We start from the raw sequence: 25786 nt of genomic DNA, 5'->3' as shown, positions 1-25786 counted from the left end.
TTNATCGACAGCACATACAGGGCAGGTGCCTTCCTTTGGTGGGAGTAATTGCATCTCTTTAACCTTTCTAAACTGAGTTTAAAATGTTGTCTGGTAAACAGTCTTTTCCAAGACATTATTTGTAAATGAAAGGAGAAGAATTCACTTTGTCAGCGATCTCCTTTTCATGAATCAATTTTTCAGTCAACGCAATCGCTTCATCAAAACAAGTTCGTTGCTCTTTAAGAATTCGAAGTTTTTCTTCCAACTTTTCCTGAATGGACTGACCATCAAACATGGGATAATTGAGAATATAGAATTTATCTCCAAGTCCTTCGTGTCTGACTGTTCGACGTCGTCGTTGCCTCATCACCAGACGACAGTCACGACGATTCTGTCGTTCTTTGCGTTCCATATAGACGAATAACCACTCACTGAAATCTTCAATTGAATCGGGAGACATAGTTTTAGGAGTCACCAGAATGGCGAGTCCTTCATCCAGCGTCAGACGATCAACTTCTGAAACTAGAGAGATGTCTAGAACCCCAAATGGAACCGGAGCATCCATTTTTTTAGAACTAAAAAACATTGAATCACTACTCCTTTTATTCAAACATAAGAAAATTCAATGCGTGTGACTTTGGTCGAGGGAACGACACGCATCTTTTTACAAAACATGGCGACAAACTCTTCACCGGTCATTTCCGGAAAGCCTTCACGCATCGCTTCCCGATTTCCATAATCACGATCAAAAACCAGTTTGCTCAATGGTTCCTTGTAGACAGAAACAACACGGATCACACAAATGACTTCCCGTTTTTCCCCACGTTTCAGTCCCATGCATTTCACGCAGGCCTTCAGCAACGTGTCTGGCTGTAAATCGTGCCAACCGAGGCGACGGGTTACGTCTTTGCGTTTCATCCGGGTCTGAACGGTTGTGATCGAAAACGAAATCCCAGGTAAACGCCAGGCTTTGAGTTTCGCATTCGTAAATCGGTGATCGACACTCACGGCTCCCTTTTTAATCGCCAATTGACGTTTTGACTTCGTCAAATCGTAGTGAGGAATCGTTGATTGATTTTGAAACCAGTCTCTCATCAATCCGATGCGAGTTGCGAAATCATGTAGTACATCGAGAGACGTTTCCGGATCCACAAACATGTGGCACGCCTCGTTGTATCTCCAGTTTGGATTTCTGGCACAGCCTAACATCGGATCCACATAAACAGAATTCAAAGCAGGCTCGTCTGGGGTATTAAAAAAGTCGAGTTGAACTTGTGACATGAGATTCGCGTCCTAAGAAAACATGAGATCAGCGAGAGTTCCAAGTGCGATCAAGAGAAAGAGAAGTACCAGAATTGGAATTAACATTTCTTTGAATGGCGTTGGCCTATACACAGACCCGGAACTATTATTTAGGTCGTGTTTCTTTTTATTTTGTGACCACTTACGTTTTTGAACGCTTTCGATCTTTTCCAACGTTAATGCGTACTTGCAATGAACCTGTTGGTAGACGTAGGCTTGCCGTTTGTACTCAACGTTTTGAAATCCCTCAGTCATCTTTTGACTTTCGATTTCCAGATGTCGGGAAAATGCAATGAGATCTTTGACTTGGATAAAGACTTCACCTTCGGAAGATGTAATGGTTTTGATTTCTCCCGGATATTCCTTTTTGATGTTTAACGTGGCCATGAACTCTCCTAAATTAAAAAATCCAATTCGTATCGGTTGAAAAAGGATTCCGCGATCGCCATTCCGTCAGTGATCGCGGATTAAACTTCACCAGGCATTCCGGTTGCCTGGTCTCGAAGCGCCTCGAGCAATGCGACGCGATAGAAACCGGGTGAGCGATACACGTCCGGATTGTGGGCCAGTGCCCGGACGATGACCGGTTTACAATGAGTTCTCACAAAGTCGAGGAGCTCGTCTCGATTCAATCGGTCCAGCTGGGGGCCGTATTCACGCTCCAATTCTTGCTGGGCGTGTTGATTCGCTTTTCGTTTTGCCTCGCGTTCTGCCGTTTTCTGTGAAGCCTGGCTGCCTTGCTTTTGTGCTTCGGCCTGCCGTTGCTGTTTGAAAAATTCATCCGATTCCCGAGGCCAGCCTTGTGAGGGATCTTCACCGGGCAAGGCCTCACAAACCCGGTTTTTGATCGCGCCGGGACCATACGCGTCTGGCTTCGATCGCGCGTATTCAATCAGCAGCAGCACATCATCGAGTGAACAGCCACGGCCCAGGGCCGTTTCAATGGCTTTGGACGCGAGTCCCACACCCATCAAACGTAATTCTTTTTCCACCGCCACCCGCGCCGACGAAATCGCGACGAGCGCTTTATGGGAGGGTGGTGGATTAATATTAATTAATGGGTATAAGGAGGCCTGATCAATTTGATCAGGGGGGTGATCAGAATGATCACCCCCTACTTTAACGACTTGCGTCGATTCTGGGGGGGCGTCGTGATCAGGGGGGTGATCAAATTGATCACCCCCTACTTTAAGGACTTGCGACGATTTTTGGTCCAGATCAGGAGCTGGATTTTCGGATTCGTCGCCAGCGATTTCGTCCGGATCGAGCAATAACGGCTCACCATCGTTTACAACGGCATCAAGAATTGACCAGGCGATCTTATACGCATTGGGCTGCTGGCCGTAACTGGTGACGGCTTCGCGTTTGATTAAGAGATCGTATTTGATCAGATCGGCAACACCGCGTCGGACCGTCGGGACACTCATTCCTTCAAACTCGGCGATCTGGCGATACGAGAATGTGAAGTAATTTTCGTTGCGAGCGTTTTTCCATTGCCATGCATCAACGGCTCGGAGAACGCGCGTCATGCGATAATGGGGCAACAAGGGCGCGATCTCTCTCAAAATATGAATCTTGTTACCTCGTGTAAAATTGAGGCAACCTTGTTCTTTTTGATCCGTCATTTTTGAACGTCCTGTTCACATTACGCGACTTGTGGTTTCGGTTCCTCTTCCGTCGATTCATGATTCAGTTCATCGCGTACGATGGGAACATCTTCCGGCGCTTCGATTCCCACCCGCACGGCTCCCGGTCCGGTTTTTAATATTTGGATGTAAATGTCGTCACCAATTTTGATTTTTTCTTGCAGTTTGCGACTTAAAACTAACATGAGAGACTCCTTTCAAATGGTTGATAAAAATCATTTTCAAACAACTTCGATTCGTGAGAGCGGGACCGGCCATTTTTCGCCTTCAACAAAGACGGCCGCCACTTCGAGAAACGCGATCGCTTTCCATGTCGTGTTACTCAGTCCGTCCGGATCCGCGTTGAGATCGCGTCCCTCGGACCAATAAAAGACTTCCGTACCAGGGGGATGATGCGAGTTGAATTCCTGAACGGCTTTCAGAGCTTTTGCCCGTTTTTTTCTGTAAAATTCGATTGCGAGTAAATCAGCCATCGCATGACCTCATTCAGTAACCACAAATTTTTGAGCGCCCTCGACAAAATGCTGTTCTTCACAAGTCAGAATCGCCCAGCCATCAGGACTGTGTTCCTGATGAACGATGATGACAGCGGCTTCATGATTCACGGCTTTGATTTCGACTGTTTTCAGATCTTCAAGTTCTGTAAACATTTTTTCGTTTTCAAGATCTGTTTTCCGACAGAGCAAAACGTTGAATGTTTTCATGACTTCTCCTTTGAAAAAGAAACATACAAACGCAACACGCCCGCCGACCGAATCCTCGATCGACGGACTGTTAGTTAGGGACAACGTGCCTACGTTGGTTGAAACACGACGCGGCCACATGCAGGAAATTGATGAGCTAACCTGGTTAATACATGTGACAAAAAGCAGAACGGCTTTCGCGTCGTGATATCTCATTTCATGCTCCAAAAAGAGATAAGTTTGGTTTGGTAACATGTGGGAGAACATAGTTGCCGAGTACCTCACTCGCTTCACGGTCTTTTTGAGAGATCCGTTTGGCTTTGTAATGTTTGACAAACGTTTTTGATGTGGGTGAATGGCCGAGACGTTTACGGGCCGTATCGTCATTGAACTCTTCACAGATAATCGTTCCCGCCGTGGAACGCAGATGTTTGGTTACGATGCGATCTTCATCAGAAATCCCTGCCTCACGTTGGATACGCGCCATCGTATTGGAAAAATGTCCCAAAGACAGGGGCTCGCCGGTACGGCTATTTTTCCAGGGCAAAATGGGCTCTCCCTCAACCGTAGGAAGTTGTAAGAGAAATTCGACCACTTCGGACGATCCTAGAGGGATCCGCAAATAATTTTTTGTTTTATGAATTGAGGCAGGAAGCAAAAGTTCTCGCTGCTCAATCAGTACTTCGTCTGAAGGCCGTTCGATTTTGAGCAAGCTGCTTCGCCTCAAACCAGTCACGATTGCCAAAAGTAATGCTGCCCTCCAGAATTGCGCGGGAGAACAATCTGGTATGTTCGGTGTTTTGGCAAACGAAGCAGCGATGCTGAATTTTTCAATCTGCTCTTTTGTAACGACATGTGGTTCCGGTTCTTCCTCCGTCAGCTTGTTGATAAACGGGGGATGTTCCACGAAACCATAATTCGCTCGACCTGGTCCGCGTGCTTCTTTGGGGCCTGCTTTAGCAAAACAGGTGTTGAGCATTTTAATTTCATTATTGAGAGAAACGTTTTTGATTGGTTTCCCGCGCCAGGTATCTTTTTTGCGTAACCGCAAATATTCTTCGAGGTCGTAGTCAGTGATCTCACTTAATCTTTTTGTGGCGCAGTGACAGTATCTGGTAAATCGGTCCAGTGTGCGTCGTGTATTGTGAAAATGCACATCGGAACTGTTTCGAGTTTCCAATGTCTGCAAATACATGTCCCGATAAACAGACCAGAAAAGTTCTTCGTCTTGAAAATGCTGCACGGCTTCTCCTCTTCGAAAAGCAATTGCAGCGATGAATCAGTCTCCAACGCTTAGCCACACTCCGTCGCTAGTCATCGCTGTAACCAACCGGGCTCAAATGATCGGGCAAGCAGAAAAGAGAGGCGCGCAAAACTGCCCTTGGTGAGAGGTGGAGTCTCACCAAGGGCAGCCAGATATATACGCGCATCAGTGGGAAGCAGCGCATAAAAAACCCCGCATCTTCTGCCGGTCCAAACTCCTCTACATCATTAGGAGCTGGGCGGTTGGTCGAAAAGTTTCTCGATCACCACCCACGGCAAAAATGCGAGACGAATCACATTTCAGTGGTCAGCAAGCCAACAAGACTTGCGTGGTGATGTAGTAATAAATGGACGGGGACGATAATAACGGCTCAAAAAAGTTTGTCAACACGATCACCAATTTTTTCAGTTCGCTTTTGTGAAGGTGGTAGTTTGTTACAGAAGTAAACAGAGGGAGCCGATAGAAAAGAGTAGGCAGGCACTGACTAAAAAACGAACAGCCCTGAGTCGAAAGACCAGGGCTGCTCGCCAGTCTCATTACGATGGTTGGTCCAAAATTTACTACATCGAAATTTTTTGGGGCGTTACCGCGACCCACAACCATCATAACTCGAAAGCTAAAATATTTTTGTTACGAATTACGGAAAAACGGGCTCCTGAAAAGACAGGTATCTCTACCTAGAACTACAATAAAAATCCGTGTTCAGAAATGACTAGCCTGAGTTTTTCAGAACCAGATCATTTCAATTACCGTAAATCGTTACTACTTCAAGTGCCCAAGAGAGGACTCGAACCTCCACGGGGATTACCCCCACTAGCCCCTCAAGCTAGCGCGTCTGCCAATTCCGCCACTTGGGCCTGGTTTTAAGTGAGAGCAGATGGCCTATACAGATGGCCGAAAATGGTCTCAAAGTTGAGGATTTCCCAGTATAACAATCCCAGAATGCCCATCAAGGGAAGGGGATGGCAATCTGAGGGTTAAAAACCCGGGATTTTGTGAAAATGGACCTGCAATGGGTTTAAACTTCCCCTCCCGTAAAATCTGCATTTTTGTAAACTACCGACCGCTTTTTATAGCTGATTCCAGCAAATCTCAGTCTGGGACTGAGGATGGGTCATCTGTATCGCGTTGAATCTATTCGAACAAGGATGTCCGATGCCGTTTTCTACCCGATTGAACAACAAAACTCAGATGCGCTCGACTCTCATTGGAGTTGTGTTCGTTGCGAGTCTTTTCTTCTGTTCACAGTCCTTATTGGCTGACACAGGATCGCCGTCCACAGGTTCGCCTCTGCTTGATGATGCCAACTTGAATGCCGTACAGTTTCTGGGAACGAAAACGGGTTGGGCGGTCGGCGATCGAGGAGTCATTCGCAAAACCGAAGATGGTGGACGAACCTGGCAATTCGTTACCAGTCCCGTGCAATGTCCTCTCACGCATATCTGTTTTCTCACAAATCAGATTGGCTGGATCGCCGGTGGTGGCACTGCCGCCTATGGACATTTGAATCAGGGGGTGTTGCTATTTACTAAGGATGGTGGCAAAACCTGGAAGGAACTGGTTCAGAAACGCTTACCGCGATTGCACTATGTTCGTTTTTTCGGGATGAATGAAGGAGTCGTCGTTGGCGACACTTCTATTCAACATGCAAGTGGGGTCTTTAAGACCACGGACGGCGGTAAGAGTTGGGAAGATGTCACTGGTTACGAATCGGTCGGTTATCGTACCGCAGCATTTTTTGATGTGAATACAGGAGTCGTCGCAGGAACTCAGGGACGATTGACGTTAGTGGGTGGTGGTGCGGTTTTGCCACCTCGGTTTCCGCCTCAAGGTTTAAGAGGCATTCATGATGTGAAGCTCCCGATGACGGCAGCCGGCTGGATGGTCGGTGATGGGGCGCTGCTGCGAAAAAGTGAGAATCGGGGTTTGGTCTGGGAAATGCCCGAGACCGCTTTGCCTGATCAGCTCAAAGATTTTGTTGATTTTCGCGCTGTCGAGGTCCGGGGAAATCAGGTCTGGGTGGTCGGCGATCCGGGGACGGTGATCTGGCATTCTGCTGACAAAGGAAAAACATGGCAGCAACAATGGACGAACCAGAGTGCGCCACTGACAGCGATTCATTTTGTGGATGATCAAAACGGCTGTGCCGTTGGGACGCTCGGAACAATTTTATCAACAAACGATGGTGGTCTTACATGGCGTTCTAATCATGCCAGCCCGCGCCGTGTGGCTCTGATGTGTGTGCACGCCCAGCCCCAGCAAATTTCTTTTAACATGCTCAGCAAATACGCGGGGGATCAGGGGTATCGTAGTTTGGTCGTACTGCCCGTTCGCCGGGATTTGGGGCCCGATGGTCAACCACATCAGGATCTGGATTTGCGCCTGAATGAATCCGTCACCAGTGTTGGCGGTTCGATGGGAAAGCAGGACTGGCGGTTTCCCGTTCAGATTCCCGAACTCGAACAGAACGCCGATCGCTTGATTGAAGAATGGAACCGACATACGGAAGGCCGTTTGGCCTCTGTTACCTTAAGTCGGTTTGTCGCACAACTACGAACCTGGAGGCCCGATGTTTTAATCATTGATCAGCCTCGGGGAAAAGATGCAGCATCGACTCTGGTGAAAGATGCCGTGTTGCAAGCCGTGCGCTATGCCGCTGATTCGACCCGGTATATCGAGCACCGCGAGCAAGCGGGTCTTGCACCCTGGAAGGTCAAAAAAGTTTACCTGCGATTACCACCGGGAAGTTCCGGTCAGACTTCCGTCGAAGCGAATGAATATCTCGCTCGACTCGGGGTGACCGTTTCCACGGCTGCTTCCTCTGGCAAACAAATCCTCGGCAAAGGGATCGTCTCTGAGGAAGAACGCAGTGTCTACCGTTTGGTCGATGTGGAATCGGCTGATGACAAAACTAAAAAAATGGCGATTACCGGAGGAACTCTGTTTGCAGGAATCGGGATCGCCCCTGGTTCCGATGCACGCAGGCAACTGCTCCCGATTAATGGTGCCGATGAGGAACGAAATCGAAAGCTGGCCGAACGACAACGGAATATCAAGGCGTTCGCTGTGAAGTTAATCAGCGATCCGATCTTTTCTGCACAGCTGATGTCGCATTTAAAGACTATCACACAAGGTCTTTCCCGGCGACAGGCTGCGTTGCAGTTAGAGCAGTTGGCCCAACAATATATCGCCAATCATGATTTACAGAAAGCGGAATCGACGTATCAGGAACTGGTGGAACAATACCCGAAAGAGCCAGAAGCAGTACGTGCCATGTTATGGTTGTTTCAGCTTTGGTCGAGCGAAGAAGTCGCCTGGCAGAGAAGCCGCCAGGTGCCTGTGGAACGTTCCCGATCAACGAGCTCTCCTAACCAGAAATCCAATCAGGTTACGAATGCGGCTCGGTTTTCGGAGAAATTACCTTCCCCTTTATTGAGTACTGTGAAACAGATAGGACAACTCAATACAGGGGCGCCTCAGAATTGGCGTACTCAAACCGCAGAGAATTGGAAGAAGCAGGCACTCGCAGCCGAGCGTTGGTTTAAAAAACAGGCACCGGAATTTTACGAATCACCGGAAGTTCAGGTTCCCTTGGCGTCCCTCTATCGCTTAATCGGCTCGCATGGTAAGGCCGATGATATCTTTCGTGCTTTCCATAATCCTGCCACCAATGCGACATGGAAAAATATCGCGAGGGCAGAAAACTGGTTGCTGCATCCGGCAAGCAGCCCACCCCGTCCGGTTTACCTGTGTCGCTTTACGAAGTCGCGTCCAGTCTTGGATGGACTCCTCTCTGATGAATGCTGGCAGGAAGCAGATGAAATTCGTCTTTCAGCCAAGCCGTTGTCGAATCAAGAGAATCAGGCCGTATCAGATCGTGATCGTCTGAGCCAGCCTTTTGTGTTATTGTCTTACGATAAGGAGAATCTTTATATTGCCGCCAGCATTCCACTCAAAGCAGGTTTGGATTACCCGGAACCTCCCGACTCGGGGCGGACCTATGATGCTGATTTGAAATTACAAGATCGTCTCTCATTCGCGTTTGACATCGACCGAGATTACACAACCTATTATCAGCTGGAAGTTGATCATCGGGGCTGGACCAGCGATCGTTGCTGGATCGATCGAAGCTGGAATCCGCGTTGGTTTGTGTATCGTGAAAAAGACAAACAGTACTGGAGGACCGAAATCGCGATTCCTTTACAGGAGTTGGTTCCCTCTGCAAAGTTGAAACGGAAAACCTGGGGATTTTCTGTCGTGCGCATTCTACCCGCGGTGGGCTTGCAGGGGTGGAGTCATCCGCTTTCATCAGAGCCTCGCCCCGACACGTTTGGATTGATGCGCTTTGAATGATCGTTGATCTGGCTCCATTCCAACGGCTTTCTTGATTTCAGAGGCCATAATCATTTCCCTGATTGATTAGTTCTCTTATCATGGCTGCATCACAGCTTCTGATTGTCTACGCGACTTGAATACATTAAGCGTGGCTTGGAATCAGACGGGGTCAATTTTTTTAGAGCGAAAACGGTCGAAAGTTTTACAGGCAAATTATGGGTTTTATAATCGGCATGGACGAAGCAGGTTATGGACCCAATTTGGGTCCGCTTGTGATTACAGTTAGTTTATGGAAAGTGCCGGGAGATCCGCGCGAGTTTGATTTCTGGCAAGCTTTGCAGTCGTTCGTTTCTCAAACAAAACCAGCTAAAAACTCCGAGTTGTTACATGTTGCTGATTCGAAAGAGGTGCATTCTTCATCAGCCGGACTCGCTCCGTTGGAAAAGTCGATCTTTCCTTTTTTGCAACTGCTTAGTGGGGAAGAAAGAATTACTTCGCTGGATGGTCTGTGGCGGTTATTGGTTGATTCCGCAACTCATCTCGATGAAATTCAAAATCAACCTTGGAATCACAATAGCGATTTTTCAGTTCCAACAAGTGTTGATTTGGAAACGATTCAGCAATCTCATCAAAATTTGAAACAGGCATTCGATGCTGCGGGAATTGAGTTACAGGCATTTTGTTCCGAGATCGTACTTCCTGAACGTTTTAATCGTTGCTGTCGGGAATATGGTAGTAAAGGTGTATTGCTCACGCGATTGTGCATGCATTTGCTGACGCGCGTTTGGGACAGGGAATCAGCCGAACCAACCTTGATTATCGGTGACAAGCATGGCGGTCGGAATCGGTATGATGAGTATCTGGATGAAATTCTCGATGGCGAGATGATTTTTCGAGTCGAGGAATCAACGGCGAAGAGTGTCTACAAGATTGGGAATACCGAAGTTCGTTTTCAAACAAAAGCAGAAGCGCATTTTCCTGTGGCTGTCTCTTCGATGGTTTGCAAATATACGCGCGAAGTGATGATGGAATTGTTTAACCAATTCTGGTTGCAGCATGTTCCAGATTTAAAGCCAACTAAGGGCTATCCCGTTGATGCCCGTCGCTTTAAAAGCGAGATTGCGGATGCACAAGAGCGCCTTGAGATCTCCGATCAAATCCTTTGGCGCGGACAGTAAAAATTGCTGAAAAATGAGACCATTGCTAGTTTATTCTTCGACGGCTGTTTGTATCTCAGGTAGAAATCGGCTGGCTCCGATCCCGACAATAAAAACTGTTGTTGCGCCGATTAGCGTGTACCAGGGCCAGGCAACTTGTGTTTTCATCTCGAAAGCGACATACAAAACAACGATCAGACCGACCAAAAAACCGAGCAGTGCTGAAACCTGCGAAGCTTGTTTGCTGAATGTAGCGAGAAAGAAAATTCCTAGGATTAATCCGGTCGAGATTGCTGCGATCGAGAATACATTCCCGACCACGCTATCTGAGATCGATTGGCTTGCTATGCCAACGGTGATTTGTGCAACTCCAAACAGGGCAGTGAAAAGACGGCTGGTTTGAACTAATTCTTCAGGTTGTTTTTGGCTTGAGGTTAAGGGCAAATAAAAGTCATTGACCAGCGCACTCGTAGTGGAACTCAGAGAACTGGAGAGTGTCGACATTGCGGCCGCGAACACTGCCGCCAATGTGAGCCCCTTAATTCCTATTGGAAGATGATCAATGATGAACGAAGCGAAGACTTCATCCGATTTTCCGAACGGTGTTTGTGGTGGAAAGTTTGTATAAAAGGCGGCCAACGCGATCCCCAATAAGAGAAACAGGGCAAATTGCGCGAAGACGACAAAACCACTGATTCCCAGCGCTTTAGCGGCGTCGCGCTGACTGCGCGATCCCAGATAGCGTTGAATCATCAACTGGTCAGCGCCATGGGTGGCCATCGAAAGAAAGAGACCGCCGACCAGCCCGGCCCAGAAAGTGTACTTGTTGGCCAGATCCCAACTGAAATCGAACATCGTCAATTTATGATGTGTGATTGCGAATTGCCGATAATCGCTCCAGCCATTTGGCAATGATTCAATAATCACGGCAAATGCAAAAATCGCACCGGCGATATAGATCACGAATTGCAGGCAGTCGTTCCAGACAACGGATTTCATCCCACCCAGGCAAGTATAAATGATCGTGCCAATTCCAATGATGACAATACAGGTTGATAAAGGAATGCCAACGACTTTTTCCAGTACCAGCGCGGTCAGGTAAAGTCGTAAACCATCGGCGAGTGTACGCATTACGATAAAGGCAAGGGAGCTTACACGTTCGGTCGTTCCGCCGAATCGTTTCTTTAAGACTTCATAGGCAGAATAGATTTCTCCGCGAAAATAAAGTGGGAGCAAAAACACGATCACCAGAAATCTTCCTACAATAAAACCGAGTGCGAGTTGCAGGAATTGTAGATTTCCACCCGGTTCATAAGTGATTCCCGGAACACTGAGGAATGTGACTGTGCTGGTTTCGGTAGCAACAATGGATCCGAGGATGGCCCACCAGGGAAGTGTTTTCCCACCAAGCAAATAATCAGACAGATTTTTTTGTTTGCCTCCGACCCAGGAACCGAACAGGACCACACCGACCAGGTACAGGCCTAAGATAATCAGGTCGGTGGTTCCGATGGCAATATTCACAGTGGCCTTATCTGTTCAAATTCAGTGAGAAGTAGGCTTAGAGGAGATATCTAAAAATCAATGCAAGATTCGTGTTACAGATGCTTATCGTGAAACAAAATCTTGGATATTATACTAGCTGGCAGATAGAATTTTTGACAGGCTATTGAATATGTTAGATCGATTAACAACGGAACAAAGTAACCCGCATTCGGATCAGATTGATTCTATGAACAGTCTGGAAATTGTTCAGTTGATGAATTCAGAAGATGCGAAAATCACAGCAGCTGTTGAGAAAGAAGCAAAGACGATTGCAGCTGCCATTGATCTGATTGCAAATGCCTTTCTCAAAGGGGGCCGTCTGATTTATATGGGAGCGGGCACTTCCGGGAGGCTTGGCGTGCTGGACGCTAGTGAGTGCCCACCTACATTTAACAGTCCTCCTGAACTCGTGGTGGGGCTGATCGCCGGTGGTAAACCGGCTTTGACGAGTGCGATTGAAGGTGCCGAAGATCATCCCGAATTTGCGATCGCAGACCTGGATGAAATCGATCTCCATCAGAATGATGTCTTGGTAGGGATTGCGACCAGTGGGCGGACCCCTTATGTGATCGCGGGTTTAAAATACGCACAGGAACAGGGAGTCCAAACAATTGCAATAACGTGCAATCAGGAAAATCAACTGGCAGAGATTGCGAACTTAACCATCTGCCCGATAGTGGGGCCGGAAGTGATTACAGGTTCAACACGCTTGAAAGCCGGGACAGCCACTAAGATGGTGTTAAACATGTTAACGACGGGTGCGATGGTTCGTATCGGTAAAACGTATGGGAATTTGATGGTTGATTTGCGTGCGACGAATGAAAAACTCGTAGATCGGTCGATCCGCATACTGATGGCATTTACCAATTTGTCACGTGAAGAAGCGGAGCCGGTGCTTGCATCCTGTAAGGGAGAGTTAAAAACGGCGATTGTGCATGTGATGCGTGGGGTTTCACCAGAAACCGCGAGGGAGTTGCTCAAGCAGACCCAAGGTCATCTGCGGCAAGTGCTGGAAGAAACGGCTTAATTGATACGGAGCTTAGCAGGTTCCTCTTTCTCAGTAGAAAGCAACAAGTCATGACTTTGCAATCGAAACGACTGATTCTGGGGATTGATGGAGGTGGTTCCAAGACGCTGGCTTCTCTGGCAGTTTTTTCTTCCAGGAATGAATTTCAGGTTGTGGGACAGGGAAGAGCCGGTGCTTCCAATCTGAATGCAGTGGGTCTCAAAGTAGCGACGACTGAACTGGAACTGGCAATTGAGCGCGCGTTTGAATCTGCTAAAGTTCCACCTCGATGTGTTTCATACTTGTGTATGGGAATGTCGGGAGCAGGGCGAATCGAAGAAAAGGAAGCCTGGACAAGTTGGAATCAGGAAAACAGAATCGGTGACCGGATCAAGATTGTAACTGATGCAGAAACGGTATTAGCGGCAGGCACACCAGGGGGAGTTGGCATCAGTCTGATTGCGGGAACCGGTTCTCTGGCTTATGGGAAAAGTCAAACTAAAGATATTGCCCGTTCAGGAGGCTGGGGGTATCTTCTGGGAGATGAAGGTGGTGGATATCGAATTGCCATGACGGCGATTAACGCGATTTTAAAAGCCGTTGATGGGCGTGGATCAGAAACCGCGTTACAGGGTTCATTCCTGCAAACACTGGGATTGTCTAATCCGCAATCTTTGATCGGATTTGTGTATCGATCTGAAAACAATCGCAGCGAAATCGCCGCACTCTCAAAACTGGTCTTTGAGGCATCAAAAGCAGGAGATCCTGTTGCGCGTGCGATTTTGGATCAAGCGGTCGATGATCTGGCGCAACTCGTAAGCGCTGTGGTCTTTCGTCTCAATTTTTCAGGCGGTGGTTATACACTGGCGCTGACCGGAGGCACTTTGCTCCATCAGGAGAGTTATCGCGATTCATTATTGGAGCGATTGGCTCAATTAAATGTTGAGCCTATGTCTGTGGAATGTGTAGACGATCCCAGCCTGGGTGCTATTCGAATTGCTGCCGAGTTGTTAAATGGCTCAACGTGAGCATCGCATCAGAAATTATTCTGCCGGGAATTCGTGGGGGAATTGCAGGTGTTTGATTGAGTAAGGCGAGCATTGCTGTTTCCAGCCGCCATCGACGGTGATTGAAGTTCCTGTCAGATAGCTGGCATCTTCGCCGGCCAACATGGTAATGGTTTGCGCTATTTCACGAGGTTGTGCCCAGCGCCTTAACGGGATCATATCTTCTGAGACCTGGCGAATTTTAGCGCCTGTTGTTTGTTGATCATTGGTGGCAATGTCTTTTCCCATCGCGGTATCAATGGCTCCCGGATTGACACTGAGTGCGCGAATACCTGAGGGACCATATAATGTAGCGAGTTCATAAGTGAGAGAATCGAGGGCTCCTTTAGCGGCGACATATGCAGGGCTGATGCCAGCTGCCATTTGTGATTGAATGCTCGATACGTTAATGATGACTCCCCGTCCTGCCGGTTCCATATGAGCGGCGCACCACTTTGCCAGGAACGCAGGGGCAGTCAGACAGACTCTCAATGTTTTTTCCCAACTGGCCAGTTCAATGTTTCTGAGTGTCGTGATTTCGCGCCAGGCAGCATTATTAACGAGCACATCGATGCGGCCCCAGGTACTAATACACTGATCAACAGCAGACTGTGCATATTCAAGATCCGATAGATCACCGAGACAAGATAGGAACTCTCCTCCCGTTTTCTGAATCCGATTGGTGATCGGTTCTAATTCATCTGTGGGCAGTGCCAGTAACACACAATCGTAGCCTCGCTCGGCAAAGCAGACCGCTGTTTCTCCACCGATTCCTCCTGCTGCACCCGTAATCATGGCAACCGGTCGTTCATTCATAGTTTGTCCTCGCTTGTTCCGTCTCAAGAATAACCGCCAGCCATTCGTCTTTTTCGACATAAGGCAGCGTGCGAAGCCCGAGAATGACTCCTGTTTGACTTGCAATGACGCTTGTTTCTTCCTCACCCATGACAGAACAAATTGATCCCAGCACATCGCCGACTTGAACTTGATCCATCAATTCCACCCCAGGTTCAAAGAAGCCTGCGACCGGTGCATGATTTTGAAGCTGCAGGTGACCACTTTCTACGCGGTCATCTTCGATGTGATACAGAATAGGTTTTTGTTCAATAGAAATATCTAACATTCCCAGCTCTGACAAGACAGAGAGGCAGCCTGTGGCATAACCTTCGACTGCTTCAGGATTACAGCCACTGCCCCCTCCCCACTCAGCGTAGATGGCAGGAACAGCATGATCGCGGGCAGCAGACAGAGAGCGACCATCCAGATGCGCTGAAGTACCCCACACGACTGGCAGATTAAATGCGCGCGCCATCTGACGCTGCGTTTCCAGGATAGCCGGATCAGGGTGTAGCGTGTACCCGGAAAACGGTGCTAAATTTGAAAACAGGCCTCCTGTATGCAGATCAATCATATAGTCCGCGGCTTGAATCAACTGAGTGACTTTGTGAGCGATTTGTTGAGTGATCGATCCTTCGGGCGAACCGGGAAACGTTCTTGCCAGGTCGAGATCGTCCGGGCCACGTCGATTGATGCGCTCATAGGCGGGTTGGTTGACGACCGGAACCAGTGTCACAAGGCCCGAGAGTTTTTCAGGTAAAATTTGTGTTCGCAGTTGTCTGGCTGCAGCCATTGGCTCATATTCGTCACCGTGAATGCCTCCGAGAATCAGGACATGTTTTCCTGGTTGACTTCCTTCAATGGTGAACGACTCAATCAGTTTCTGATTCAACATTCAAGTTGATTCCTCAATGGTGATTGACGAGTTTAGTTTTGAAAACGTTCTCTATTCCGGGGAATTTGCGTTCCATTCGATTTTGGCGGAACTGCGTAATTTCTGAATCGTTTTGTTCCAGAGTGCTCGGGAGAGAAGTTGGAATATTTCGCCTCGTACATCTTCCAGACTGAATTGGCCAGGGTGTTTTTTATTAAGCGTCACGATGTGAACACCGAAAGGGCTCTGGAAGGGAACGCTTACGTCACCTTCTTTCAATGCGAATACCTGCTGTGTTAAAGCCAGTGGCATTTTACCACGATAAGCAGAAGTTACCAATTTTCCACCGTCGTTTTTACTTGGTGCCTCAGAGTGTTGAGCGGCTGCTTCCGCAAACGTGATTTTTTCAGCCAGGATTTGTTCACGAACGTCTGACAGTTTTTGTTTGGCCTGTTGGATCGTTTCCGGCTTCGCATTTGGAGGTAACTTTAACAGGATATGGCTGGCTTCAACGCGTGTTCCATCCAGTTCTGCCCGATGTTGGTCGAAGTATTCCTGAATTTTGGCAGGTGTGATTTCACGTTTTGCGTAAATATTCCATGACAGAGGAAGGGCAATCGCGGTGCGCAGTTTTTCAGGTGTGAACCCCATCTTGGTGAGAACCTGTTCGGGATTATCCCCTTTTTTACGGATCAATTTTTGTACCTTTAAAACACTTTCATCAAGCTGCTTTGGTGGGACCGTGATTTTTTGTTGAGCGAGAAAGTCTTGAATCAAACGTTGATCGACCAGACTTTCTAAAACTTGTTTTTTTGCAGATCGAGTGCCACCGGAGATGCCTCGGGAAAGATAAGCAAAATCCAGATCGGCCTGAGTAATCGCATGGCCATTAACCGTGACGAGCACTTTCTGGGAACCGTTTGTCTGTTTTTTCTTCTCGTCTGCAAACAGCGAGATGCTAGTGAGAGATGTGAACCACATAGCAATAATGCTGATATTCAGTATGATGCGAAGACGAATTGGCATTGTGATTGCTTCCTGCAATTAAGAATGAAACAAAGGATCAAATCGAGTAGTTTTTTGGGTAGAAGACGTTCATTGTAATTTGTCGAGATTACGATGTGGAGCTATTATGGCATTTCCTTCCCATACTGTCAGTGTGAATCAGCCTTGGAAAATAATGAATTTCAAAGTTGGTCTTACACAGGGAATTCTTTAGAATCGTGCCATTCGAGTACCAGAACATCTACGAAGTGATCGAAATCAGCATTTTACTATTTCCATTTTCTCATTTTCGAGTTCTATGAAGGGGACCAATCAATGTGGTCAATATTATTTGCACAAGAGAAGGACGTTATTGCTCCAGTAGATACCATGACGAGAGTAAATAATGTCTGGAAACAAGTTAACGAATTTCTGACTACCCAAGGTTTAAATCTAGCTCTCAATATTTTTGTGGCATTGCTGATCTTTTTCGTGGGGAAATGGATCGCCGGTCTGTTGACCCGTTTTTGCAGTCGGTTGATGCGGCAGGCAAAAGTGGACGAAACGTTAGCACGATTTCTGTCGAATATCATTAATGCCATTTTGCTCGTTGTGGTGATTCTGGCAGCACTTTCTCAGTTAGGTATCAACACGACGTCATTGGCGGCGATACTTGCTGCAGCAGGCTTTGCTGTGGGGATGGCATTGCAGGGAACGCTAGGTAGCTTTGCCTCCGGGGTGATGTTGATTCTCTTCAAACCATTTAAATTTGGCGATTTCATCGAAGCGGGTGGCACTTCTGGGGTTGTGGAAGAAATTCAAATTTTTTCGACGCATTTGCGGACTGTTGATAATATTGCGATTGTGGTTCCGAATGCCGAAATTACTAAGGGTATCATCAAGAACTATTCTAAAAAGGAAACCCGACGCATTGATCTGGTCATTGGTTGTGGATATGACGATGACTTGAGAGCGGTGAAATCATTTTTAGAGGAAGTCATTCGTAATGAAGGTCGTATTTTATCTGATCCGGAACCCGTTGTTGCCGTGAATGAATTAGGGGACAGCAGCGTCAATTTTGTGGTGCGTCCCTGGGTTAAGAATGCGGACTACTGGGATACCCGCTGGGATTTGATTGAGGCAATCAAACTGGGCTTTGACGAACGTGGATTTAATATTCCTTATCCAACACGCGATCTCCATGTTTACAACGAAGCATCAGCTGCGAGTTCCTAATTTTGAAGCTCTAACAATTAAAACAGGTAAAAACCTCGGGACGGGAGTTTCGAGGTTTTTTTACATGATGTTACCAGTTTGATTTCATAGTCAACTGACAGAATCAAGTGGGCTTTATCACTGATTGTCGTTTTAAAAAAATGTGTCTTAAAATCTGTCAGGTATCGACTTTCGAGCAACTACAGCAGGTTCTGATGAGTCCTAATCATTATAAACTTCATAAACTGTTCACTGTTCTGTTCTACTTCATCTTTTGCTTTGCACCCATTAATATCTAATATCACCTCCCTCATCTGGAGTCTGATTCGTATTAAGGGGGCTCGGTTTTTCTAAGTTTTAGTTGATCTGCGACAGAAAATCCGTTTCATAGTGATAATTCATATTCAATCTGAATTTGCCATAGAGAAGCCAAGTTTAGGAACCCGAGTTTCCGGTTTAAAATGACTCGATTTTGAATTATATACCTCCACGCATGTTCTCTAGGTGTGACCTATAGTTAAAAGGAACTCAATTCAAGATACATTGTTTTTTTAATTATTTTCGTCTTAAGTAGTTATCCTCTAAAGTTTTAATTTGTGCGACATATACCCGGTTGATCAATTAAGGTAGTTGCCAACTCAAGCAGGCCCGAGTTGTCTTCTATTTGGTCAACCGGGTCTATTCATTGGGAGCATAGGCATATTTTCCCTTCGAGTTTCATATATGAGACACATAGGTAATTTTATCAAAGATGAAAAAATGAATACCATAGACTGCCAGAGCGTTTGTAATTACACGAAAAATGCGTATTATATGAAATAACAATGACAGACTGGTACGGGCCTGAATTCGCTTTCGAGATGAAGTTCCATTGCTTTTTGGACTTATATAGCGATCTGCCGTTGTTCATTTCCTTTCTTTCAAATACGTAGAGCGACCATGCAATCCCCACACAGACCAAGCCTATTGAGAAAAATGAATGTTCGTAAGGTTTTGGAAGTTATCCAAAGTCAGGGAACATTAACACGTGCCGATGTAATGCGATGTTCTGGAATCAGTGCTCCCACGGTTTCTAAAGCCGTCAGCGCACTTCTTGATGCCGGCCTACTGGAGGAACGGGAGACGGCAGAGTTTTCTGTTGGTCGTCCTGGAAAACTACTGCAGCTTCCTCGTTTTAGTGCCCAGGTCATTGGTGTAGTGTTGGAGTGGGATTACTGTTCGGTGGTTGCTTCCGGCTTGGACGGCCATTTGCATGAGGAGAAACTAGATCGTTTCAAGACCCCGAAAACTTATGAGGAATTGATCGAAACGATTTCGAACAAAATCCTCAATCTGGTCGAAAAGCAAGAGATCCCAGCTTTGGGAGTGGGAATCACTGTTCCTGGTCTGGTCAACAGTAATGATGGTCGGATCTTTCTGGCATCAAACCTGCACATTGTGGACGGGCAGGCGCCTGCTGCTGATATCGCCAGTCGTACTAAAATGGAATGTGTTCTCGTTCAGAAATCGACGTCTCTAAGTCTTTCCGAAAAAACATACGGCTCAGGTCAGGATGTGGAAGATTTTATCAACCTGGATGTGACCTCCGGTTTCGGGATGGGTGTCTTCACTGGAGGACAGTTACTGGCAGGTCAACAGGGTCTGGCAGGTGAAATTGCGCATATCACAGTCGAACCTGTGGGTGGGCGCCTCTGTGGTTGTGGAAATGTGGGTTGCCTGGAGACTGTCGCAACCGATTTGGCTTTGACGTATTATGTTTCAAAACGAGTTGGTAAGGATCTTGATTTTGATACGATTTTAAAACTGGCGAAGCAGGGAGAACTCGATATCACCGAAGAACTGAATCGGACGATTGATTTTCTGGCGATTGGTGTCGCCGCGGCAATTAACATCTTTAACCCTACAAATATCTTTGTGACATCCAGATTGTTTGATCTTCAAAAAGATGCATTCAACACGTTGATTAAGAAAGCCAAAAATCGGGCATTGAAACCTTCATCGAATTCTTGCGAAATTGAGCGTTCCAAAGGCAACAAATATCTGGGAGCCGTGGCTGGAATTATTAATCATCTGGCGAATGGATTGGGGCCGCGCCTGACTTAGCTCAGATAAGAAAGCAGAAACATGCCACCTTCTGCAGATGAGATTGCTCGTGAATTCGTTCAAGAATCAATTCATTTACTTGAACAGTCACTCCACAAAATTCATCATTGTTTGGACCAGCTTAATTTCGATCAGCTCTGGTGGCGTCCTGAGCCGGAACTCAACAGTATTGGCAATTTGATGCTTCACTTATGTGGAAACTTAAATCAATGGGCCGTATGTGGAATCACCAAGTCAAAAGATGAGCGTCAGCGCGAGCAGGAATTCAGTGCGGATGCCAAACTCTCGCTGGAGGAGATCAGTGCGAAGCTGGATCAAACTGTAGCCCAGACTTGTGAGGCCATGCAGTCTCTCTCTTCTACTGCTTTGCTGGAGCGTCGCATCATTCAGGGATTTTCTGTGACGGTGATGGGGGCGATTTCACACACAGTTCCTCATTTCGTTGGGCACACGCATCAGATTATCTTCTTAACACGACTGCAAAAAGGGACAGAGTATCAGTTCGACTGGTCGCCTGATTCACTCCGGGAAGGTGTTCCCATCTAGAACGCGTCCACCTTTACTGGAGTGGCTTCTACCTATTATACTCGTCTCAACCATTGGCTCCTGGAGACAGGCTGGCGAAATATGTAGACGTACTGCTGTTGATAGAAGACATTAGACCAGAGGTGTTAGTGACATGTCCCGCAAGGCCAGGAGGTCTGATAAAAAATCTAACAGAGGGGCCTCTACTTCACAGAAGGAAGTAAAGACGCAGTTCGCTGCGAGTTCTACTCAGTCAGTCTCAGATACGTCCGACTTGGGTAGCAAGCGCATTTCAACTTCCGAAATCTTTTTTTTAACCGTTTTAGTTCTGTGGTCTTTTTTGGTTTCCTGTTTCCCACTGAGAAATATGGACATCTGGTGGCATTTGCGGACCGGTGAATTGATTTTAGAGCGTGGAACAGTCCCGTATTATGATTGGTTTACTTTTGTTGATTTTGATCGACCCTGGATTGATCTGCATTGGGGTTTTCAGCTTTTAGTGACCTGGCTCTATCGCTGGGGAGGCGTTGATTTATTAATTTTGACTAAGGCCTTCTGTTTAGCTTTGACGATTGGTATCGCCTGGTTCGCTTCAGGTAGATTCGTTCCCTCCTGGTTGAAATCCCTGCTGTGGATCTTACCTGTGATTTGTATTTCCGGCCGCTCGCTGGTTCGTCCGGAGATGTTGTCGTTAGTCTATCTCTCCTTTTGGATGTATGTCCTCAGTCGCGCTGCTGCTCAACCGAAACTAATCTGGCTGATACCCCTGATCACTTTATTCTGGGTCAACAGTCACGCGCTCTTTGTATTGGGATTGGTAATTAGCGTCTTGTTTGTCTTCGATCATTTGGTTCGTACTTGGGCGCAGGGGCGTTGGGGGTTGGATCTGCCGAGTACTGCGATTTCAGGTAAGACTTTTATCAGAGTTGGTGTATTTACGATTCTCGCCTGTTTCCTGAATCCCTATCTGGAACAGGGGGTTTTATTTCCCTTAACGCTGTATGAAAAGTTTTCCACCGATCAGGCATTTTATTCCATTCGCATTGGGGAATTTCAGCCACCGTTCGATTTCATCAGGAAAAATGGTTTGCGAAATCTGTATCTGATTTCACAAGTCGTTTTAGCTGTGTTGACATTGGCCAGTTTTTTTCCGTTGTTGGTAAAAAAGCGAGTGAATCTCTTCCGCATTCTGTTATTCATCGCGTTTACACATCTGGCATGGAAGGCGTCGCGAAATACAGGTGTGTTTTCATTTATTTCCGGTATTATTCTAGCCGACAACATCTCTGATTGGATCCGTTTGTCAATTGCTCAATCTTCTGTGACGAAGTCCGAAACTGCCAGTCATGCTGCTGCAAATAAGGGGGGGCTTTCCCCAGGCAAAGCGCGTTGGCAGATCGTATCAGCCTGCATGTTTCTCTTCCTGATCGGAAGTTTATGTTTGGGTTACTGGAATCGTTGGGCAGGTGAGGGGAGAGTTCTGGGTTTAGGTGAGCAGGCAGCATGGTATGCGCATGCCGCTTCAAAATTTGCAGGACAACCTGGGATGCCCCATCGTGCTTTTATTTCGAATATGGGACAAGCGGCCGTCTATATTTTTCATAATGGTCCGGAGAAGAAAGTCTTTTTCGATGGACGTCTGGAAGTGAATACCAAAGAGACCTTTCAATTGTATGAAGAAATCAAGCAACTGATGTCTGCGGGAAAGGCTGACTGGGCGTATTTACTGATGGATGAAAAAGGACAACTTCCCATCGTCATTCTGGATAGTCGTTATTCACGAAACGAAATTCGAGGCATGGGCGCGAATCCTGGATGGCGTCTGGTGTTTGCGGATCAGGCTGCCGCTGTGTTTCTTGATAATAAAACTGCGGATCGTCTGCAGTTACCGGAGGCCGATCCCACACCTCTATTTCAGCCACCTGGCATGCAAATCCGTCAATGAGTTTTTCTATTGTCCGTTTGCTGGTTCCCAAATCAGTCTAAATTAGGACTCTACAGAGAGCTTTCACTTGCAAAATCGTAACCTGCAGTGGACAGTAGAGAAACTCGATTTGAGTTCCTCTGTCTGTTGCTGATTGTGGCAGACAATTTTTTTCTATATTCGAACGAAGGGAAACACCATGAGTTATTCTCTGATCAGAAAAAAACTGATCTGTGTGATGGCATTGATTTTGCTTTCACAAGCATTCAATGTGGCACAGGCACAGGAAGCACAACAACAAACACACAAGACCCCGCTTGCAAAGTTAGATCTGAAGTCTGGAGATTCCATTGTCTTTCTGGGAGACAGTATCACACATCAATGTCTCTATACCCAGTATGTGGAAGACTTTTTCTATACACGATATCCCCAGATGCGTTTGAAGTTTCATAACGCCGGAGTGGGAGGAGCCAAAGCCTGGGATGCGCTAGCTCGGTTCGATCGTGATGTTGCTGCCTACAAACCAAAGTATGTGACTATTTTACTGGGAATGAATGACGGTCAGTATCAACCCTTCAATGAGGCCATTTTCCAGACCTATTACAAAGATATGAAGGAGCTGATCACAAAAATCGAATCGATTGGTGCGAGACCGATTTTGATGACTCCAACCATGTTTGATGCACGGGCCGCGCGACTGGGGAAAAGAAAGCGGAATCCGGCAAGTGTCGAATTATATAACTCAGTATTAGCCTACTATGGTACCTGGTTGCGAGAGGTGGCAGCCGAATCGGGCTTTGGTTTTGTTGACATGTATAGCCCGCTGAATAACATCACGCTGATAGCGCGCCAGAAGGACCCCACTTTTACAATCATAAAAGACTCAGTGCATCCTGATCCACCAGGGCAGGTTGTGATGGCTTATGCTCTGCTGTCAGACATGAACGTACAACGACAAGTGTCTCGAATTAACATCAGTAAAAAAGCCAATGGTGAGCCAACAGCCACTGCCAGAGGTGGCAAACTCACCGATCTGAAGTTTAACAAAGATGGTGTCGCCTTCACCTGGCTGTCGAAGAGCCTGCCCTGGGTTGTTCCAGCAGAGGCGCAACTGGGGGCCGAGTTAACGAAGCTCGGCCATCGGATGAGCCAGGAATCATTATCGATTCATAATCTCCCTGCGGGCCGTTATGAGCTTTCGATTGATGGTCAAGTAGTGGGGCAGTACTCGAACATCGCATTAGCACGTCATATCGAGTTGCAAAGTAACTCGAAAACTCCGCAGTACCAACAGGCAATGGAAGTGGCGTTGTTGAATAAAGAACGAAACGATGGCCCTGTTAAGAACAAACGCAACAGTTGGCGCGCGTTTCAGGCGTATGCACGTATCAAGCGAGAACTGGATACTCAGACCGGTAAGAAGGATGAGCAGAAATCAGCTCGACTGAAAAAACTGGAAATGCAGCTTAAAAGTCAGGAAAAAACGATTCAAGAAAGCGAGGCTGCCAGCCGGGCATTAGAGGATAAAATCTTCAAGGCCAATCAGCCGGTCGCTCGCAAGTATGTTTTGAAAAAAGTAGTCGCTCAAAAGAAGAAAAAATGATTCTGATGAGGACCAAGCTACAGATACTTTAAGAAAACGATCACAGCCTGAAGTCGATGCACTTCAGGCTGTTTTTTATTAGAGCTGACCTCTTGCACACGGCAACAGTGCGACTTTGGGCGTTTGCTTTCTGACCAGTGAGATCAGAGTAAGAATACGAAGGTCAATACCACTGAGAGTGGCAGCAAAACCGCACAGCTATAGGCCATAAATCCAAAAAAGCTGGGCATGCGAATGTTATTCTTTTCGGCAATGGCTTTGACCATGAAGTTGGGCCCATTGCCGATATAAGTCATCGCTCCCATAAACACCGCTCCCAAACTGATGGCAACCAGTGAGACTTCATTGACTCCCGCGACAGCTGCTCCGTTTGTGCCAGCGGCTTTCGCCGTTTCAAAGAAGACGACATAAGTGGGGGCATTATCGAGAAAGCTGGAGAGAATACCAGTCGCCCAATAAAATTTCCAGGGAGAATCAATTCCTAATGAAGCACCATTGACATTCAGAATTTGCACCGGAGCCTGCATACAAATAAAGATGCCGACAAACAGGGCTGCGACTTCCAAAATCGCATCGTAATTGAAGGAGTTTTGTTCGCGTATACTTTTTGAAGTCGTTACGAGTGAAACTCCTGCAAGCACAAACATGCAGACTTCGCGAAAGAAATGCGGAGCGTGCCACTCTGTGCCGGGGACAGGCTTGGAGGGATCAAACAGCGCGACACAGAAGATCACCAGGAGCAACCAGAGGAAGTTAATACTTCCTCTCAGCGAAAATGGTTCAACTGTCTCAGGTACTGCTTCGACTTTTTCCTTATTCTCTTTTTTGTAGCGGACTGTATCGAACAGAAAATAAATCACCAGTAGAGCAAGGTTCATCGCTAGCCACATAGGCCAGAGTGAAAGCGTCCAGGTAAAAGGCACTCCTCTGAGAAAACCCAGGAATAATGGCGGGTCGCCAATGGGTAGCAAGCAACCGCCCGTATTACAAACGACAAAAATAAAGAAGATGACTGTATGCGCAACGTAATCGCGTTTTTCATTCGCTTTTAACAGTGGGCGGATGAGTAACATGGCAGCGCCCGTGGTTCCAATAAAACTGGCAATGGCGCCGCCGATAGCAATGATACCTGTATTCAAGGCAGGGCGGCCTACAAGATGACCATTAAAGGCAATACCTCCACTGATCACATACAGACTAAACAATAGTGCAATAAACGGGACGTATTCGACGAGTAGGGCATTTTTAAGAACCACGATGGCTGCTGGAATACCAGGCTCTGATAATTCGTGTGTCCCGTGGTCAACCACTCCATGACCGTATAGGAAGGTATAGTAGAGTAAGGTAACTAACCCCAGGCTGACGGCAACCAGCAAGCGGTTTTTATTATGCTCCCACCATTCTTCTGTCTTATGAATTAATGGTAGAAAGGCAATACATAACAGCAGAGCAGCAAAGGGAATCACGCTGTAAAAAGCAGGTGGTTCAGCAGTTGCATGATGATCGTCGTGAGGCGCTTCTGTTGTTGATGCTAAGTAGGTTGCTTCCAGTTGCGCGTGTTTACCAGCGATTAAGTTCATCTCAATCGCCCTCCGTATTTTAAGGGGATTATTGTTATCAGTTTAAAATCCGGAATCCGTTTCCGGTTTATATTGTGTGAATAAGACTGAGCCTTATTCGTAGTTGTTTTATAAAATCGTGGATTATGGCATGATCAGTGACAGTGTACAATCTCCAGATCAGCGTGATTTTAGA

The 25786-nt window shown here is 46.9% G+C and carries 22 protein-coding genes and 1 tRNA gene; 9 read left to right on the top strand and 14 right to left on the bottom strand.

Features of this window, described 5'->3' with window-relative positions; genetic code table 11:
- Window positions 1–115 precede the first annotated feature (115 nt).
- From V144x_RS26025 to V144x_RS25985, 9 genes are all read right to left on the bottom strand, one after another.
- Window positions 116–568: a hypothetical protein gene (locus V144x_RS26025; RefSeq protein ID WP_144989765.1), complete on the bottom strand. Its 453-nt coding sequence runs from the start codon at window positions 566–568 to the stop codon at window positions 116–118.
- A gap of 20 nt (window positions 569–588) precedes the next feature.
- Complete coding sequence (locus tag V144x_RS26020; RefSeq protein ID WP_144989763.1) at window positions 589–1263, bottom strand: DUF4031 domain-containing protein; 675 nt, start codon at window positions 1261–1263, stop codon at window positions 589–591.
- 12 nt (window positions 1264–1275) lie between these two features.
- A complete protein-coding gene (locus tag V144x_RS26015; protein WP_144989761.1) occupies window positions 1276–1671 on the bottom strand; it encodes a hypothetical protein in 396 nt (131 codons plus the stop codon).
- An 80-nt stretch (window positions 1672–1751) separates the two neighbouring features.
- A complete protein-coding gene (locus V144x_RS26010) occupies window positions 1752–2909 on the bottom strand; it encodes a helix-turn-helix domain-containing protein (protein ID WP_144989759.1) in 1158 nt (385 codons plus the stop codon).
- Between the two features lie 20 nt (window positions 2910–2929).
- Window positions 2930–3115: a carbon storage regulator gene (locus V144x_RS26005; RefSeq protein ID WP_144989757.1), complete on the bottom strand. Its 186-nt coding sequence runs from the start codon at window positions 3113–3115 to the stop codon at window positions 2930–2932.
- Between the two features lie 36 nt (window positions 3116–3151).
- Entirely contained in the window at window positions 3152–3403 is a 252-nt protein-coding gene (locus V144x_RS26000) for a hypothetical protein (protein ID WP_144989755.1), read from the bottom strand.
- Window positions 3404–3412: 9 nt separating this feature from the next.
- Window positions 3413–3829 carry a hypothetical protein gene (locus V144x_RS25995; RefSeq protein ID WP_144989753.1) on the bottom strand — a complete coding sequence of 139 codons (417 nt, stop codon included), beginning with the start codon at window positions 3827–3829 and terminating at the stop codon, window positions 3413–3415.
- 1 nt (window position 3830) lies between these two features.
- Window positions 3831–4856 (bottom strand): tyrosine-type recombinase/integrase, encoded by a 1026-nt coding sequence (locus tag V144x_RS25990; RefSeq protein WP_144989751.1) that lies wholly within the window; start codon window positions 4854–4856, stop codon window positions 3831–3833.
- Between the two features lie 793 nt (window positions 4857–5649).
- Window positions 5650–5734 (bottom strand) — tRNA-Leu (locus V144x_RS25985).
- Between the two features lie 298 nt (window positions 5735–6032).
- On the opposite strand from V144x_RS25985, the gene V144x_RS25980 reads away from it, so the two are divergent.
- On the top strand, window positions 6033–9230 hold the full coding sequence (locus V144x_RS25980; protein WP_144989749.1) for a YCF48-related protein: 3198 nt from the start codon (window positions 6033–6035) through the stop codon (window positions 9228–9230).
- A 197-nt stretch (window positions 9231–9427) separates the two neighbouring features.
- The gene (locus V144x_RS25975; protein WP_144989747.1) at window positions 9428–10390 is read left to right on the top strand and encodes a ribonuclease H family protein; all 963 of its coding nucleotides are present in this window, start codon (window positions 9428–9430) and stop codon (window positions 10388–10390) included.
- Window positions 10391–10420: 30 nt separating this feature from the next.
- Here V144x_RS25975 and V144x_RS25970 read toward each other — a convergent pair whose 3' ends face one another.
- Window positions 10421–11893 (bottom strand): sodium:solute symporter, encoded by a 1473-nt coding sequence (locus tag V144x_RS25970; protein ID WP_197998644.1) that lies wholly within the window; start codon window positions 11891–11893, stop codon window positions 10421–10423.
- Window positions 11894–12023: 130 nt separating this feature from the next.
- Here V144x_RS25970 and murQ point away from each other — a divergent pair, with 130 nt between their 5' ends.
- Window positions 12024–12941 (top strand): N-acetylmuramic acid 6-phosphate etherase, encoded by a 918-nt coding sequence (murQ, locus tag V144x_RS25965; RefSeq protein WP_390620822.1) that lies wholly within the window; start codon window positions 12024–12026, stop codon window positions 12939–12941.
- 50 nt (window positions 12942–12991) lie between these two features.
- Window positions 12992–13948, top strand: a complete 957-nt coding sequence (locus V144x_RS25960; RefSeq protein WP_144989742.1) for an N-acetylglucosamine kinase — start codon at window positions 12992–12994, stop codon at window positions 13946–13948.
- A gap of 15 nt (window positions 13949–13963) precedes the next feature.
- Here V144x_RS25960 and V144x_RS25955 read toward each other — a convergent pair whose 3' ends face one another.
- From V144x_RS25955 to V144x_RS25945, 3 genes are read right to left on the bottom strand one after another with little or no spacing between them, the layout of a single operon-like run.
- On the bottom strand, window positions 13964–14782 hold the full coding sequence (locus V144x_RS25955) for an SDR family NAD(P)-dependent oxidoreductase (protein WP_232102647.1): 819 nt from the start codon (window positions 14780–14782) through the stop codon (window positions 13964–13966).
- Window positions 14775–15698, bottom strand: a complete 924-nt coding sequence (locus tag V144x_RS25950; RefSeq protein ID WP_144989738.1) for a succinylglutamate desuccinylase/aspartoacylase family protein — start codon at window positions 15696–15698, stop codon at window positions 14775–14777. Before V144x_RS25950 ends, V144x_RS25955 begins: the two co-directional genes overlap by 8 nt.
- 51 nt (window positions 15699–15749) lie before the next feature.
- Window positions 15750–16703 carry a peptidylprolyl isomerase gene (locus V144x_RS25945; RefSeq protein ID WP_144989736.1) on the bottom strand — a complete coding sequence of 318 codons (954 nt, stop codon included), beginning with the start codon at window positions 16701–16703 and terminating at the stop codon, window positions 15750–15752.
- Window positions 16704–16997: 294 nt separating this feature from the next.
- Between V144x_RS25945 and V144x_RS25940 the strand changes: the two genes are divergently transcribed.
- From V144x_RS25940 to V144x_RS25920, 5 genes are all read left to right on the top strand, one after another.
- Window positions 16998–17897 (top strand): mechanosensitive ion channel family protein, encoded by a 900-nt coding sequence (locus tag V144x_RS25940; protein WP_144989734.1) that lies wholly within the window; start codon window positions 16998–17000, stop codon window positions 17895–17897.
- Between the two features lie 954 nt (window positions 17898–18851).
- Entirely contained in the window at window positions 18852–19979 is a 1128-nt protein-coding gene (locus tag V144x_RS25935; RefSeq protein ID WP_197998643.1) for an ROK family transcriptional regulator, read from the top strand.
- 21 nt (window positions 19980–20000) lie between these two features.
- Window positions 20001–20525 (top strand): DUF1572 family protein, encoded by a 525-nt coding sequence (locus V144x_RS25930; RefSeq protein WP_144989730.1) that lies wholly within the window; start codon window positions 20001–20003, stop codon window positions 20523–20525.
- A 346-nt stretch (window positions 20526–20871) separates the two neighbouring features.
- Window positions 20872–22449 (top strand): hypothetical protein, encoded by a 1578-nt coding sequence (locus V144x_RS25925; protein WP_144989728.1) that lies wholly within the window; start codon window positions 20872–20874, stop codon window positions 22447–22449.
- A 178-nt stretch (window positions 22450–22627) separates the two neighbouring features.
- Entirely contained in the window at window positions 22628–24031 is a 1404-nt protein-coding gene (locus V144x_RS25920; RefSeq protein WP_144989726.1) for an SGNH/GDSL hydrolase family protein, read from the top strand.
- 143 nt (window positions 24032–24174) lie between these two features.
- Here the strand turns inward: V144x_RS25920 and V144x_RS25915 are convergent, their stop codons facing one another.
- On the bottom strand, window positions 24175–25611 hold the full coding sequence (locus V144x_RS25915) for a sodium:proton antiporter (protein ID WP_144989724.1): 1437 nt from the start codon (window positions 25609–25611) through the stop codon (window positions 24175–24177).
- Window positions 25612–25786 lie beyond the last annotated feature (175 nt).

This window comes from Gimesia aquarii, from assembly GCF_007748195.1.
GTDB lineage: Bacteria > Planctomycetota > Planctomycetia > Planctomycetales > Planctomycetaceae > Gimesia > Gimesia aquarii.
This window is presented reverse-complemented; position numbering and strand designations above follow the sequence as displayed.

Bases quoted from the DNA above. Each gene is read 5' to 3' on its own strand.
- V144x_RS26000 (WP_144989755.1), bottom strand. From the start codon at position 3,403: ATGGCTGATTTACTCGCAATCGAATTTTACAGAAAAAAACGGGCAAAA.
- V144x_RS26020 (WP_144989763.1), bottom strand. From the start codon at position 1,263: ATGTCACAAGTTCAACTCGACTTTTTTAATACCCCAGACGAGCCTGCT.
- V144x_RS26015 (WP_144989761.1), bottom strand. From the start codon at position 1,671: ATGGCCACGTTAAACATCAAAAAGGAATATCCGGGAGAAATCAAAACC.
- V144x_RS25945 (WP_144989736.1), bottom strand. From the start codon at position 16,703: ATGCCAATTCGTCTTCGCATCATACTGAATATCAGCATTATTGCTATG.
- V144x_RS25980 (WP_144989749.1), top strand. From the start codon at position 6,033: ATGCCGTTTTCTACCCGATTGAACAACAAAACTCAGATGCGCTCGACT.
- V144x_RS25960 (WP_144989742.1), top strand. From the start codon at position 12,992: ATGACTTTGCAATCGAAACGACTGATTCTGGGGATTGATGGAGGTGGT.
- V144x_RS25950 (WP_144989738.1), bottom strand. From the start codon at position 15,698: ATGTTGAATCAGAAACTGATTGAGTCGTTCACCATTGAAGGAAGTCAA.
- V144x_RS25915 (WP_144989724.1), bottom strand. From the start codon at position 25,611: ATGAACTTAATCGCTGGTAAACACGCGCAACTGGAAGCAACCTACTTA.
- V144x_RS26010 (WP_144989759.1), bottom strand. From the start codon at position 2,909: ATGACGGATCAAAAAGAACAAGGTTGCCTCAATTTTACACGAGGTAAC.
- V144x_RS25995 (WP_144989753.1), bottom strand. From the start codon at position 3,829: ATGAGATATCACGACGCGAAAGCCGTTCTGCTTTTTGTCACATGTATT.
- V144x_RS25955 (WP_232102647.1), bottom strand. From the start codon at position 14,782: ATGAATGAACGACCGGTTGCCATGATTACGGGTGCAGCAGGAGGAATC.
- V144x_RS25975 (WP_144989747.1), top strand. From the start codon at position 9,428: ATGGGTTTTATAATCGGCATGGACGAAGCAGGTTATGGACCCAATTTG.
- V144x_RS26025 (WP_144989765.1), bottom strand. From the start codon at position 568: ATGTTTTTTAGTTCTAAAAAAATGGATGCTCCGGTTCCATTTGGGGTT.
- V144x_RS26005 (WP_144989757.1), bottom strand. From the start codon at position 3,115: ATGTTAGTTTTAAGTCGCAAACTGCAAGAAAAAATCAAAATTGGTGAC.
- V144x_RS25920 (WP_144989726.1), top strand. From the start codon at position 22,628: ATGAGTTATTCTCTGATCAGAAAAAAACTGATCTGTGTGATGGCATTG.
- V144x_RS25935 (WP_197998643.1), top strand. From the start codon at position 18,852: ATGAATGTTCGTAAGGTTTTGGAAGTTATCCAAAGTCAGGGAACATTA.
- V144x_RS25930 (WP_144989730.1), top strand. From the start codon at position 20,001: ATGCCACCTTCTGCAGATGAGATTGCTCGTGAATTCGTTCAAGAATCA.
- V144x_RS25940 (WP_144989734.1), top strand. From the start codon at position 16,998: ATGTGGTCAATATTATTTGCACAAGAGAAGGACGTTATTGCTCCAGTA.
- V144x_RS25925 (WP_144989728.1), top strand. From the start codon at position 20,872: ATGGACATCTGGTGGCATTTGCGGACCGGTGAATTGATTTTAGAGCGT.